This window comes from Microcoleus sp. Pol7_A1 (assembly GCF_036701085.1).
In the GTDB taxonomy this organism is placed as follows: domain Bacteria; phylum Cyanobacteriota; class Cyanobacteriia; order Cyanobacteriales; family Microcoleaceae; genus Microcoleus; species Microcoleus asticus.
The window spans coordinates 1-13,384 of the sequence record NZ_JAUBQD010000066.1 but is presented as its reverse complement, the minus strand read 5'-3'; the positions used below and the strand labels follow the sequence as shown (position 1 = coordinate 13,384).

Annotated in this window: 14 protein-coding genes; 4 read left to right on the top strand and 10 right to left on the bottom strand. The window is 44.9% G+C overall.

The window, feature by feature from the left end; genetic code table 11:
* Nucleotides 1-50 precede the first annotated feature (50 nt).
* Entirely contained in the window at nucleotides 51-431 is a 381-nt protein-coding gene (locus tag QUA20_RS26465; protein WP_172184354.1) for a c-type cytochrome, read from the bottom strand.
* A gap of 180 nt (nucleotides 432-611) precedes the next feature.
* On the opposite strand from QUA20_RS26465, the gene petG reads away from it, so the two are divergent.
* Nucleotides 612-731: a cytochrome b6-f complex subunit V gene (petG, locus tag QUA20_RS26460; protein ID WP_006632329.1), complete on the top strand. Its 120-nt coding sequence runs from the start codon at nucleotides 612-614 to the stop codon at nucleotides 729-731.
* Nucleotides 732-975: 244 nt separating this feature from the next.
* Here petG and QUA20_RS26455 read toward each other — a convergent pair whose 3' ends face one another.
* Nucleotides 976-2,058, bottom strand: coding sequence for a glycosyltransferase family 1 protein (locus QUA20_RS26455; protein ID WP_333192638.1), 1,083 nt, complete (start codon nucleotides 2,056-2,058; stop codon nucleotides 976-978).
* A gap of 95 nt (nucleotides 2,059-2,153) precedes the next feature.
* On the opposite strand from QUA20_RS26455, the gene QUA20_RS26450 reads away from it, so the two are divergent.
* Nucleotides 2,154-2,294, top strand: a complete 141-nt coding sequence (locus QUA20_RS26450) for a hypothetical protein (RefSeq protein ID WP_333192635.1) — start codon at nucleotides 2,154-2,156, stop codon at nucleotides 2,292-2,294.
* On the opposite strand, the gene QUA20_RS26445 is transcribed toward QUA20_RS26450, so the two are convergent.
* The 7 genes from QUA20_RS26445 to QUA20_RS26415 all read right to left on the bottom strand — a co-directional run bounded on the left by QUA20_RS26445 (nucleotide 2,277) and on the right by QUA20_RS26415 (nucleotide 9,887).
* The gene (locus QUA20_RS26445; RefSeq protein WP_333192633.1) at nucleotides 2,277-3,347 is read right to left on the bottom strand and encodes a glycosyltransferase family 1 protein; all 1,071 of its coding nucleotides are present in this window, start codon (nucleotides 3,345-3,347) and stop codon (nucleotides 2,277-2,279) included. The two genes, QUA20_RS26450 and QUA20_RS26445, sit on opposite strands and share 18 nt — an antisense overlap.
* A gap of 164 nt (nucleotides 3,348-3,511) precedes the next feature.
* Nucleotides 3,512-5,641, bottom strand: a complete 2,130-nt coding sequence (locus QUA20_RS26440) for a glycosyltransferase (RefSeq protein ID WP_333192630.1) — start codon at nucleotides 5,639-5,641, stop codon at nucleotides 3,512-3,514.
* A 251-nt stretch (nucleotides 5,642-5,892) separates the two neighbouring features.
* On the bottom strand, nucleotides 5,893-6,426 hold the full coding sequence (locus tag QUA20_RS26435; protein WP_333192627.1) for a hypothetical protein: 534 nt from the start codon (nucleotides 6,424-6,426) through the stop codon (nucleotides 5,893-5,895).
* A 345-nt stretch (nucleotides 6,427-6,771) separates the two neighbouring features.
* Complete coding sequence (locus QUA20_RS26430; protein WP_333192626.1) at nucleotides 6,772-7,842, bottom strand: glucose-1-phosphate thymidylyltransferase; 1,071 nt, start codon at nucleotides 7,840-7,842, stop codon at nucleotides 6,772-6,774.
* A 285-nt stretch (nucleotides 7,843-8,127) separates the two neighbouring features.
* Complete coding sequence (locus QUA20_RS26425) at nucleotides 8,128-8,838, bottom strand: M15 family metallopeptidase (protein ID WP_333192623.1); 711 nt, start codon at nucleotides 8,836-8,838, stop codon at nucleotides 8,128-8,130.
* Between the two features lie 45 nt (nucleotides 8,839-8,883).
* Nucleotides 8,884-9,108 (bottom strand): DUF433 domain-containing protein, encoded by a 225-nt coding sequence (locus QUA20_RS26420; RefSeq protein ID WP_333192620.1) that lies wholly within the window; start codon nucleotides 9,106-9,108, stop codon nucleotides 8,884-8,886.
* Between the two features lie 116 nt (nucleotides 9,109-9,224).
* Nucleotides 9,225-9,887: a class I SAM-dependent methyltransferase gene (locus tag QUA20_RS26415; protein ID WP_333192618.1), complete on the bottom strand. Its 663-nt coding sequence runs from the start codon at nucleotides 9,885-9,887 to the stop codon at nucleotides 9,225-9,227.
* A 450-nt stretch (nucleotides 9,888-10,337) separates the two neighbouring features.
* Between QUA20_RS26415 and QUA20_RS26410 the strand changes: the two genes are divergently transcribed.
* Together QUA20_RS26410 and QUA20_RS26405 are read left to right on the top strand one after the other, a co-directional pair.
* Nucleotides 10,338-10,808, top strand: a complete 471-nt coding sequence (locus QUA20_RS26410; RefSeq protein WP_333192617.1) for a MarR family transcriptional regulator — start codon at nucleotides 10,338-10,340, stop codon at nucleotides 10,806-10,808.
* A gap of 163 nt (nucleotides 10,809-10,971) precedes the next feature.
* On the top strand, nucleotides 10,972-12,648 hold the full coding sequence (locus QUA20_RS26405; RefSeq protein WP_333192616.1) for an HlyD family efflux transporter periplasmic adaptor subunit: 1,677 nt from the start codon (nucleotides 10,972-10,974) through the stop codon (nucleotides 12,646-12,648).
* A gap of 209 nt (nucleotides 12,649-12,857) precedes the next feature.
* Here the strand turns inward: QUA20_RS26405 and QUA20_RS26400 are convergent, their stop codons facing one another.
* Nucleotides 12,858-13,250, bottom strand: a complete 393-nt coding sequence (locus QUA20_RS26400) for a hypothetical protein (protein WP_333192613.1) — start codon at nucleotides 13,248-13,250, stop codon at nucleotides 12,858-12,860.
* Nucleotides 13,251-13,384: the final 134 nt, after the last annotated feature.

The window sequence follows — 13,384 nt, the reverse complement described above, 5'->3', positions numbered from 1 at the left end:
TGCCTGGACAATGGGGAGCAGGGGAACCATATTTCCTCCCCTCCTTTGGTTCAAAGTTGTTCGAGATACTTCAGCAAGTCTGCCATTTCTTGCGGACTCGGCTGAAACTGGGGCATTGGTGGGGTTTGCCCGCTCGTGACTTGCCGGATCAGAGCGAATTCGGATTTTCGCTCGGACACTCCGTGCAAGTTGGGCCCGACTTGACTGTCTGAAACGGATATGTGACACCCCGCACAGTTCATTTGAAAGATGGCGGAACCCTGAAACGGATTGCCAGTGAGGGATAGTACGCTTTTGACGTAAGGATCTGCGACTTGAAAGTGACGAATTGCGATCGTCGCCAAGAAGATGGCAAGCAACACCGCTAGCGCAAATATGGCAAGTCGCTCGATCGGGTTTTTAATTTCATTCCTGGCAAGTTGGTTATTCAAAGGAGTTCAATTAAAAATAGTATCTACAAGAAAATTTATTTCTCATAACATAGCTTAATCGTTCGCAGCAGGGAGAGCAAGATCTAATACTCCCGGAAGGGCGTTTTTCGGAAAATTCATCTGTGTAAGTGCTGGTAATATTAAAAATAGGTTGTTAAATCTTAACGTTAAGGAGATCTCATGGTAGAACCGCTGCTTTCAGGTATTGTTCTGGGTCTAATCTTTGTTACTCTGGCGGGGCTGTTTTTTGCTGCTTATCAGCAGTACAAGCGCGGCGATCAGTTGGGTATCAACAAGTAAAAGGGCGAATTTTGCCTAAATGGGCGGGAAGGGCGGGTTGACAAATACCCTGGATATGAATCGTAGATATTGGCGAACCCGCCTCTACAAAACCCGTCCCCGAGCTTAATTGCTGTTAATTTGCCAGACATGAGATCGGGCGTGTAGCTTCTATTTCCCAGATGTCTGCTGACACCGGTAGCGATCGCACCCTAAATGCGATCGCACCCTCAATACGATTCTCTGTGATGTCAGAATAGAAAAATTAGATATATCGATCGAGAATAGCAGCAGTTTCCAGGCCTGTTTTTTCCCAGCTAAATTGTTTTGCTCTGGCTAAACCGAGCTCCCGCAAGTGCGATCGAACTTTGGAATCCACTGCAAGCTCTTGCATAGCAGAGGCAATTTCCTCGACGCTGTAGGGGTTGACTAATAATGCTGCACCCCCCGCCACTTCCGGCATTGAAGACAGGTTAGAGGTGATGACAGGAGTGCCGCAGGCCATTGCTTCGAGTACGGGGAGGCCGAATCCTTCCCAAAGACTGGGGAAAACCAGGGCGATCGCATGGTTGATGACTTTGGGCAAGTCGGCCGCGGGAATGTAGTCTAAGAATTTTACTCGATCGAACAATCCCAATTCTTGAACCTGCGCCTTCAGCAGTGGCGTATAGCGTTTGTCTTCCGAACCTGCTATCCACAATTCGTACTCGGAATTATCAGCCAAAGCAGCAAACGCTGCTACAACTCGCTGCACGTTTTTATAGGGATTGTGGCGGCCGATATAAAGAAAATAATTGCTGGTTGGTAAGTCTAAAAAACGGAAAAAACTGGTATCATATCCGGGGAAAATTGGCGTAATTAAATTAGTAGGAATTTTGCAAAAATTAGCGATATCGTTGGCAGTTGATTCTGAGTCGCAGATGACGTGTTGAGCCTGCCGCAGCACTTGGGGAATGTAGTAGCGGTGGTAAGGTGTCAGAGGATCGAAGCGGCGGGGAAATCGCAGCGCTATCAAGTCATGTACTGTAATTATATAGCGGCAACCTGTAAATAGAGGAGCTTCGGGAATTGGGGAAAATAACAGGTTAGATTTTAGCTGTTTGTAAATTTTTGGGAGTTGGGTTTGTGTCCACACCAATCGGTTGATGTGTCCTTTGGTTCCTTGTTCTGGTGTTAGGTTTGGGGGGATTTGGTAGCATTTGTTATTGGGAAAATTTTCGGCTGTTAGTAATGTTGGATTGAGGGATTTTAGGTGGGGAAATAGGTTTTTAGCGTAGATGGCTAAGCCGGTTGGTTTGGAAATTAGGAAGGAGAGGTTGATGAGCAGGTTGGATTGGGGATTGGGCATGAGATAATATGTAGATTGCGGTTTTAGGGTGGAAGTTTTTTTATTTAACCTGAGATATTGGACTATTCTCAATTAGCCTTTTATGAACAGGCAAGATGCCTGTTCCACAAAAGATAAATTTTCTTGTGGAACAGGCATCTTGCCTGTTGCTGACAATGCTGCAAGATGTGAGTTTAACCGCAGAGGGTGCAGAGAAGAGAAAGGAAGAGAGGGAATATTTAAAGATATTGCTGTAAGATGTTGGCGGTTGCTGTTCCGGTTTTGTTCCAGCTAAATTGAGATGATCTGGCTAAACTCGCAGTTTTTAAGTTCGATCGCACTTTTGAATCTGTGGCTACTGTTTGCATGGCTTCGGCTATTTCTCCGACGCTGTAAGGATTGACTAATAATGCGGCATCTCCGGCTACTTCTGGCATCGATGACAGGTTGGATGCGATGACGGGTGTGCCGCAAGCCATTGCTTCTAAAATTGGTAAGCCGAATCCTTCCCAAAGTGTAGGGAAAACTAGGGCGATCGCCTGATTCATCAGTACGGGCAATTGAGAATAGGGAACGTAACCGAGAAACTTTACCAAAGATTGTAAACCCAATTGTTCAACTTTTGCTGTCAACTGCGGCGTGTAGGCATTGGGAGGCCCTGCTAGCCACAATTCGCAATTTGCGCGATCGGGCAAACTCGCAAATGCAGCAATTAATCTTTCTAAGTTTTTATAAGGATCGTGTCTGCCGGTATAAAGAAAATAATTTTTGGTTGGCAAGTCGAGATATCTAAAATTAATATTATCGCAAGCTAGGGGAATTGCGGTCATCTTTTTAGGCGGAATTTGGAAAAAGTTAGCAACATCTGCCGCCGTTGCTTGAGAATCGCAAATAATATGTTCTGCTTGTCGCAAAACCTGCGGTATGTAGTAGCGAAAATAAGCTGTTAAGCGAGAAAACCGTTGGGGAAATCGCAAAGGGATTAAATCGTGAACAGTGACAATGTAGCGGCATCGGGAATACAAAGGTGCTTCTGGAATTGGGGAAAATATCAGGGTTGACTGCAATTTATGGTAAATTTTTGGCAAATTGAATTGAGTCCACCGCAGCCTGTCAATTTGTCCTTTCGGGCCGCGATTCGGTGTCAGAGTTTCGGGAATTTGATAGCAAGTATAATTTTCAATGGGCTGGGAAACAAGTAATGTTGGTTTTAGCTGTTGCAGTTCTGGGAAAATATTAGTGGCATAAGTCCCGATTCCAGTTGGTTCGGGAGTTAAAAAGGATAAATTGATTAACAGTGAATTAGACATGATTTTAGATATCCGGCGACTGAAAGTCGCGATTACACATACAAAGTCCGCCTGCGCGGACTGAAGAAAACGGTAATAAAATTGACTTTGATATTAGTCCTATGCAAGAGGACTTTAGCTTTGGGCTAAGGATTTTAACCCCTGGTGGACTACTTAATTAGCCTTTAAGTTCGATCGAGCATTTGAGCTATATCGGCAGGATTTGGCAGCCGAATTGTAGCATATTCTTGGTAAATAATCTCAAAAAAACTCTTGACTTTTTTATCGAAACGTGCAAGTCTAAAGTTCTGACTGCGCTGCTGTGCACCTGCTTGAAGTTCTGCTAGCAAATCGGGATTAACAATTAGTTGATGTGAATGCTGGCACAGTTCCTCAACGGTATTGAACAAAAAGCCCGATCGCCCATTTTCGACAATTTCCGGTTGGCCGCCACCGTTGAAAACAATCGGAGCACAACTATTTTGCATTGCTTCTACAGTCGCCATCCCGAAATGCTCAAATCTTTGAGGATTGACTTCACCCAAACCGCAGCCGTGCCAAAATATACTTGCTCTAGCATAAAGCGATTTTACCTCATTGAAGTCAGCATTGACTTTTAGCTCGATCGCCCTTGAATCTTGCTTCAATAAATTCTGAACCGTCTTTAAATAAGGATTGCGGGGAATGCTGCTGCCGGCTAAAATTAGCCGCCATCCTTGAAGTTCTTCGGGATAATCTGCTAGCAAACGGCGGAAAGCTTTAATTAGTTCAATTTGCTTTTTTGTTCCCCCAGCTTCAAACTGTCCCACAGCCAAAATTATGTTTTCTTTCGGCACTTTAACTGTTGCCATTTCCACCGGGGGATAAAGCAGAAAAGTGGGCTTTAAGTTCCAGCGTTTCTCCAACCACTTAACTGTAAATTGACTGTTGGCAATAATGAAAGTGTAATCATCGACTGCAAAGTGACGGTTGCGGAAAGTATTGGGAAAGTGGCAGAAAAATACTGAGATTGGCGACAATGGTTGCACTTTTTCCAGTTGGTTTGCGTTGATAAAAATATCGTAGTTTTTGCTTTCTCTGGCAATTTCATCAAAGGGATTTTCCATATCCTCCACAATGATGCTGGAATCGATGCACTGCATTCCGCGTTTCTCGTAAAACGCCAAGGGCATAATTTTAATTTTGCACCCTGAAAGGTTGAGTCCGTACCACGATTCTAAGTCGGAAACAGCAACTGCTTTGTTGGCGATAAAAGTAATGTCAAATTCATTTTGTAGTAGCGAGGCGATGGTAGCGACGTATTTTTGACCGCCACCAATAAAATGCAGCCCGTGATCGTAAATGGCGATCGACATTTTGCGATCGCCCCGAACCACCTGTAATCGAGAAAAAATGCGATCGACCTTCAGGCGACTGTAAATCACCGCCAACTTTTCCGACAACTGCGGGATTACAGTTTCAATTATTTCTGGTTTCTGATAATCTAGCAGTTTTTTAATCGCTACAAATAAACTCTCGAACAGCAAATCGTACTGCTTGTTAGTAAAAAAATCTGAAGTATGAATTCCTTTGACTAATTGCAAAGGTTCGTGTTTTGCCAAATAAAGAAACCGATTGCGGTTGCAGAAATACTCGGTAAGTTTGCTGCCTTTACTGGAACCCCGATACTCGTGATGGGCTATAGCGGCGGGAGTATAAAGCATTTTCCAACCGCGTTTGTGACAGCGTTTGGCAAACTCTACATCCTCAAAATACATCACAAAATCTTCATCTATCGGCCCCACATCTTCCAGACATTCCCTCCGGAAAAGCACCGCCGCCCAACAAAGCCCTTCGACTTCCCGTTCTGTATCGTACTGTCCCGCATCTTTTTCGCCAAAGCCGACATCTTGCCAATAAAAATTAGGTAATTGCTGAATGCCAGCGCTGTTAATCCGCCCGTCTTTAAACAGCAATTTGCCGCTAGTCGCACCTACTTCTTTATTAGTTTCTAGCCGTTTTACAAGAATCTCTAACCAGCGACTGTCAAGGGTGGCATCGTTATTTAGAAAGGCGATATATTGCCCTTTCGCTTCGCTGATGCCGAGGTTGAGGGCTTTCGCAAAGTTGTTGGCGGAGTTGACAAAAATGCGAACTTTTGGAAATAGTTCGCGCAGGGAATTAACGGAATCGTCTTGAGAACAATTATCAATTACAATTAAATCTAGCTGCGATTCGGGATACGCAAGTTTTTGTAGAGATTTTAAGCAATCTTTCGTGTGGCGCAGACCGTTATAGTTGACTATAATTAACGAGCATATTGGCAGTGCAGTCATTCGATTTTAGATTTTAGATTTTAGATTTTAGATTGAGTAATTGAAGGATTGAAGAATTTTAGATTTTCGATTTGGGATTGAATAATTTTCGATTCAAAAATTGAATTATCGAGGAATTTTCGATTTGGAATTGGGGATTTTAGATTGAGGAATTGAATTATTTTAGATTTTTGATTGAAGCATTGAAGCATTGCTCTCGCGAATAAATCTGGGGCCTTGTGACCAAATTATTTTGGGTCATCTTTGATGCTTTATTGTTGTCGATCGAGCAATTGAGCGGTAATCTTCTCTAAAATAGCAGTATGTTGCTGCTGCACTGCTTTAATTTGCTCTATTTCAGACTGAAAAGTTGCGATCGCATTTTGTTGAGACTCAAGCTGTGCTGTAACTTCGGGAGATCCGCTGCTGAATTCGGATTGAATTTTTTTCTCTAAACTTTGTTGATTTTCTTGCAATTTTTGCAATTGAATGCTCAATGTTTGAACGACGCGGGTATTAGCGAAATTGTAAATTACTTGTCGTTCGAGTACGGGTCTGAGCAATTTTCGGACTATTTTTCTAACTGCAATTACTGCCGAACCCAGTCGTCTTTGGTAAGAGGTAATTGGTATGTTATAAATGTCGAAACCCGCCTTTAAAAGGGCGATGTCTTCGTCATCTTCATTTTGGGCGATCGCACTATTTTCTGTTCCCAACAGCGACGGCTCAGCTATACCAATTCGCGGATCCAAAGTTTGCCGCAATTTATGTATTATCTGTTGAGTTGGTATTTCTTCGTACTCCAAACTTTCCTCTCCTTGAGATAACTTACTATGACTTAATTATGGAACAGGCATCTTTGCTGTTGCAATCAGTGTAACTAATTGTGAACAGGCAGCTTTGCTGTGTGAATAATTGTAATTAATTGTGGAACAGGCCGGAAAGCCTGTTCAAGGGCGGGCAGGATGCCCAACCCCTATTCCCCACAAAACAATTTATCTCTTGCTAAATCAGGATTATTGCTTCCGATATTGGGAATATCTCAATTTAAGCTATAGCAATCCTAAATCATTTGTGAATTTCTTACTCCCTCCCCTTACCAAGGGGAGGGTTGGGGTGGAGTAAAAAGTTTACGACTCCTGCAAGGATTGCTATAACTCGATTTGACTGTCATCACCAATCATAAACCGCAGAGCTTTTGGACGAGCCGGTGCATTAGTGAGTTGAGCTCGCTGCCCGATCACGCTGTCAACAATTCGCTGGTGAATGCCAACTATTTTTGCCCCTTGCAATATTACACTGTGTTCGATGTCAGCATCAATCATCGTCACGCGATCGGCAATACTGCTGTAAGGCCCAATAAAGCAATTTTCAATGCGGCAATTTTCCCCAATTACTACCGGCCCGCGAACTGTAGAATTAATGATTTCCGTTCCTTCGCCTATTTGGACTCGTCCGATAATTTGACTTTTTGCGTCTACTTTTAATTCAGTTGAAGCTACGATACGGCTATCTAAAATGATTTGGTTTGCACTCAGCAAATCGTCTTTTTTCCCCGTATCCAGCCACCAACCCTCTAAATTGCAGGCTTCTACCTGTTTTTCCTGATTCATGAGCTGTTGAATAGCGTCTGTAATTTCCAGTTCGCCACGGGCCGAGGGTTGAATTTGATCGATCGCCTCGTGAATAGTAGGAGCAAAAAAGTAAATCCCCACCAGTGCTAAATTCGATGGCGGAACTTGTGGTTTTTCTACTAACTCCAAAACTCTTCCTTTCTCATCAACTTTTGCCACACCGAAAGCAGAGGGATTGGGAACGGGACGCAGCAAAATTAGAGCGTCTAGTTTTTGCTTGTTAAAAATTTCTAAAAACGGATCTAGCTGATTCTCAATTAAGTTATCTCCCAAATACATAATAAACGGAGAATCGCCCAAAAATGGTCTAGCAACTTTCACCGCGTGAGCGAGGCCCGCCGGCTCTGCTTGCAAGATATAAGTAATTTTTGCACCGAAGCGAGATCCATCTCCTGTTTTCGTCTTCACCTCTTCCCCGGTTTCGGGACTAATAATAATCCCAATATCCGTAATCCCAGCCGCCACAATTCCTTCAATTCCGTACCACAGTATCGGCTTATTTGCTACAGGAACCAATTGCTTAGCACCCGTATAGGTGAGGGGACGCAAGCGTGTTCCTTTGCCGCCAGAGAGGATGAGTGCTTTCATTGGGTGAACTCTGAGTTATCCTTTAGGGTTTGCGGTGCTGGCTTGATTTGCCGGCACTTGTTCGCTCTTGTTGATTTTAAAGCACCGCTACCCCGCTGGCAATAGTTGCCGTGTCTGATGATACAAATGATTTATGCCGATCGAGCTTTTATAGTCTTGGACGCATAGAGTGTGAGGAACCAGGTTTCTTGCCGAAGAAAGCACCTAAAAGCTGAGGTTTTTTGTCAATAAACCCGGTTTCTCAAGGTTGCGAGTGCGCCAGTCCAGATTTAATCGCGTACCGTTTTAATAGCGGCCGTATCGGGCAATCAATTGATTACCACTATTGTTTTGATTTGTCAACCAAGCCCACATCTGATCGCCCAGACAAAAATGCCACCATTCGTTAGGATGCTGCTGAAAACCCGCATTTATCATCGCATTTTTTAAGATTTGCCTGTGACGGTGATATTGCTGTTCTTGTGGGTAATTGCTGTTAGCAAAATAATCTGGATAAGAACGTTCTGATATTTCATCAATCGGAGAACCCATATCAATTTGCCGATTATTTTGATCCGCTAAAGTTACATCTAAAGCTGCACCTGTACTGTGAGGGGGAGGTGTCGCACGATCGAGGCTCGGTACTGCCCAAAATTGATATACGTGTTCTATAATTACTTGGCGTTTGTCTTCGGAAACTGGAAATTCGCAGCCTTGAGCTAGGGCAATTTGATTAAAAGTATAATCTACCATAAATTGCTGGACTTCCACCGGCCGATAAGCGTCAAATATCAGAATTTTCCAATTTTGATAATTTTGCTGTAGCTCAGTTTGAGCTGCGATTAAACTATCTACAACTCCTTGCCGCAAATAGTAAGGCGAATTTGCTTTGCTGTTGTGATAGGGAGCACCCAAGTTTTGATAAGGGTGCGGGATTTCAAAGGCAAAATGTTCTGCTGGAATGGGGACTAAAGGTTCGCCGCATTCGTCGATCGCTATTTGCTGGTATGGTTTCATATCAAGGTGTTACCCTACTTTATGATTACTGATGAACTACCCTACTCAGTATATGCTTTTCTCTTGAGTCAGCCGCGCTGCACATAGCAAAGCAGCTAGAATATCCTCCTGTTGTAAATCTTCATAGTCATCTATAATTTCTTTAGCATTCATACCAGAACTTAGTAATTCAAAAATTAACTCGACTGGATATCGGAGACCGCGAATACATGGTTTTCCGTGACAGATATTTGGATCTAGTGTGATGCGCTGCCAAAGTAGGTTTTCCATATTTTAGGAGCAAATATTAAATATATCCTAACCTAAAGAGTGTAGCTTTCGATTGGTTTTTAGTAAGGACTTTAGTGCTTTCAATCTCCATCTAAAGTCCTTACTGCAAAAAAAAATTAACTTTGGCGGTAAGCAACTACCGCATAAAAAGGATCGCCGCTTCCTATTCGCAGCATTTGCATAAAACTCGGCAAGTTAGGCTTGCGAACTATTACTTCCGGCTTGCTAAATCCGGGTATATTCGCTCCTTTTACAGAATCAAAGTAACTCTTGACTAATTCTACCCGATCGCCCTCCGAACCTTCCCGCCAAGCCGCGATCGCCTTTTGATAAAACATCCGGTTGGAAAAGCTCACAATTGCTACGCCACCTGGCTTCAATATCCGGTGAATCTCGGCAAAAATCGCATCTGGCTGTTGCAAATACTGTACCGAAACGCAGTTGACAACCGCGTCAAACTCTGCATCCGGCAGCGGCAATTTGGGATTTGCGTTCAAATTCTGCACAAAATAATGATTTAGTCTGCGATTTTTTGCCAACTCCTCTTCATTCATGCCGTGCCCTTCAACATGGGCAAATTGCATCTCGTCGGGGAAGTGAGAAACCCAACTGCTCATCATATCAAAAATCCGAGTATTCGGTTTCAGCCGTTCCCGATATAAATCCGTTAGTTGCTGAATAAATCCATCGTCTACATGAGTCACAAACCGGGGATAGGAATAGAACAAATTGTCGTCGGTGTCGTCTAACTTGGTGCGTTTGTCGGCTGGAAGCAACATAAATTCTGATCGCAAACTAGATTTACCCTTTCTAGTTTAAGAAAAATTAAGAAATGTAAACACACCTCGCAGGGCGGACATCCGGCACTCGGGTGATGGTCAGAGTGCGATCGATAATCCTATGGAAAGCTACACATCCTCTGCAGCGCCACAGTCTGCGAGTGTACCTGCGAGTCCGCCAGGGACTTAAGTTCCTGGCTTACAGCTAAAGTCTACTTTAAGTGGACTAAACAGCAGTGGCAGTCTCGATCGAACGATCGAGCATCCCATCAGTTAAGCTTGAATTTTTTAGTCGGTTTCAACCGATTTCAGCTTTTAGTCTGGGACTTAAGTCCCAGGGGGATTCCCGGTTTTAGCATAGCTGCCGGCCTCAAAAAATCTGCTTGCGCCCCCTTGACAACACAAAAAAAATATCCTACTCTAATAATACGAACGCTAACTAATAAACCTATGGTTATTACATCCACTGTCGATCGCATAAATCTAGCTCAGTGGCACGACGTTCTCGCCCCGCACAGCCTGGGCTACCGGCTCAAACTTCTGGCACAGCTAAGCAGTCGCAGGCTGCAAGAGGTACTTGAACCCTTTGGATTGACACCTTTTCACTGGCTGGTACTGTGCTGCTTGTGGCAAGAAGACGGTTTGCCGACTTCCAGCATTGGCGACAAACTGCAACAGGTAGGCGGGACGCTGACAGGCGTGCTCGATCGCATGGAAGAAAGAGGCCTAGTCCGCCGGGAGAGAGACACCCGCGATCGCCGTATATGGCGCATTTGGCTGACAGACTCCGGCACGGAACTGCAAGAGGTATTGCCCCCGCTGGTAGCTAAAATCAGAGATCGAGCTGTCGATGGCATTTCAGAGGCCGATACAGAACTGTTTTCTCAACTGATCGATATCGCGATCCTCAATCTCTCCTAAACCGACAAATCAATCTTTTGAGTGAAGTGCAGCAGCATCTACCTCCACTACATTACAAATAACAGCAAAATACTACGCACTCTTAAAAAAAGCCGTCTTACTAAATTAAAACTACGCACCCTAAACAAACGACATCTTACTAAAGTATCAGGAGTCAAATATCATGAAAGGCACAAACGAAACCAACCCAGCAGAATTCAACGGTAACGGCAAAGCAGTCGCCGTATTAGAAAAGCCGATCGACGACACCATAGCTAAAAGCCTACCCGTAACGCCCGCCCCAGAAACAGAAATCAGCGCCCCCGCCGATGTCAAAACAGGCGCAGAAACAGAACTCCAAGCACCCCTGCCGACGGCTGCAACACCCAAGAAAAAAGCCCCGAAAGCGTTGATATTAGCAGCGCTGGGCATAGGGGCGATCGCAGCAGGCAGCTTCGGCTACCGCTACTGGCAATACGCCTCCATCCACCAAGAAACCGAAAACGCTACAGTAGCCGGACACATCCACCAAATCAGCAGCCGCGTCAACGGTACTGTCGGCGAAGTCTTGGTACAAGACAACCAACAAGTAAAACCCGGACAACTGCTGATCAAACTCGACCCCCGCGACTACCAAGTTAAAGTCCAACAAGCCCAAGCAGCCTTAGAAAACGCCCGCCGCCAAGCCGAAGCAGCCGAAGCCAATATTTCCCTAGCCTCTCAAACCAGCCAAGGCAAAACAGCCCAAGCCCAAGGAGATATCAGCGGTGCAAACGCTGCGATTTCCACCGCCCAAGCAGCACTCAGAGAAGCCCAGCAAGGCGTACCCGCAGCAGAAGCTACCGTTGCTGAAGCCGAAGCCGGCGTACCCGCCGCCCAAGCCAAAGTCGCCCAAGCTCAAGCCGGCATTCCTCAAGCCCAAGCCAAAGTGACGGAAGCCGAAGCAGGCATTGCCGCAGCGCAAGCTCAGCTAGCACAAGCCCAAGCCAACCTCGTCAAGACGCAAGCAGATTATAGACGGTACGAAAGCTTGCAGTCTGAAGGTGCGATCGCCCGCCAGCAGCTAGATACAGCCAGAGCCGCCTACGAAGTAGCCCGAGGCCAAACCACCGCAGCCCAACAAGGAATTGCCCAAGCCAGAGCGCGCTTAGCTCAAGCCAAAGAAGGCGTAACCGAAGCCCAAGCAGCAGTAGCCCAAGCTCAAGAAGGGGTAAAACAAGCTCAATCTCAAGTAGCGCGCGCCCAAGTCGGCGTCGCCAGCGCTCAAGCTAAAGTCGCCCTAGCGCAAGAAGGTATCAGCACCGCCGAAGCTAAACTTGCTGCGTCAAAGGGTGGATTGCAACAAGCTGAAGCTACTGGCGAACAAACTAAAGTCAGCCGATCGCAGTATGATGCTGCTAAAGCTGCGATCGGGCAATCGGAAGCCGCGGTTAAAGACGCTCAACTGCAACTTTCCTACACGAATATCACTGCTCCCGCCGCGGGACAAATCGGCCGCAAATCGGTTGAAGTCGGGCAGCGGGTGCAGCCGGGAACTCCGTTAATGGCGATCGTCAGTAACGATTTGTGGGTAGTTGCCAACTTCAAAGAAACGCAACTGGCAAACATGAAACCAGGCCAAAAAGTTGAAATCAAATTAGATGCTTTTGGTAGCCGTCAATTTGAAGGTCATCTCGATAGTTTCTCCCCTGCTTCTGGCGCTCAATTCTCCTTATTGCCTCCCGATAATGCTACTGGCAATTTCACCAAAGTTGTGCAGCGAATTCCGGTAAAAGTTGTGTTTGATGCCGAAAGCATTAAAGGCTATGAATCGCGAATTGCACCGGGGATGTCTGCTACGGTAAATGTTGAACTGAAATAAGGGAAGAACACGGATGAATTTAGAAGTCTGGGATTTGATTTTTTGTGAATAGAAGAGGAAATCCCCGACTTCTGGGAGTTTGAGAAGTTTGAAAAGTCTGGGATTTGATTTTTTCGGTTAAGGGCGATCGCCCTTGCAATATCATCTGGGAAAGTTAGGGATATGGTAGTGAAAACGAAACCGAAATCTCGTTCACCAGCTAGTCAAACTTAAAGCGTGTTTGGAAACTTCAAGGGTAAAGAGTATTTACGTCCAGACAAATCAAAATAGTGCCAAAGTATTTCCCTTCTCGGATCTGGATGCAGATAACTACCCGTCTTCCTTTCCCTGGTTTCCGTAGAAACTGTTTTACGAGCCACAAGGCTAATGGCATACCACTGCCCATCCACCTTGAAAAGATTTAATTTACCTTGTGGTATTTCATACCAAGCTATTGCTGAAATAGGCCTTCCGTCTACTATTACTGAAATGCTTCCCCCAGGATGACCTCCGCGTGACATGAGATTTTTGTGTAGCTCGCAATTACTAAAGTCAAGGCTTAGTAAATAACATATTTTTTCAAAGGTTTCATGACTAAGAATATAATTTCTTTCAAATGGCATTTGCAGTAGGATAGCTTCTCCTGGATTTAACTCACCCCAAGCTATAGCTTTAACTTCCTTAGGAATGAAAATTTAATAACATTAGCGTCTGCTAAATAGTCGGAACTGCACGATAATTCCATTTTGGTAGATAT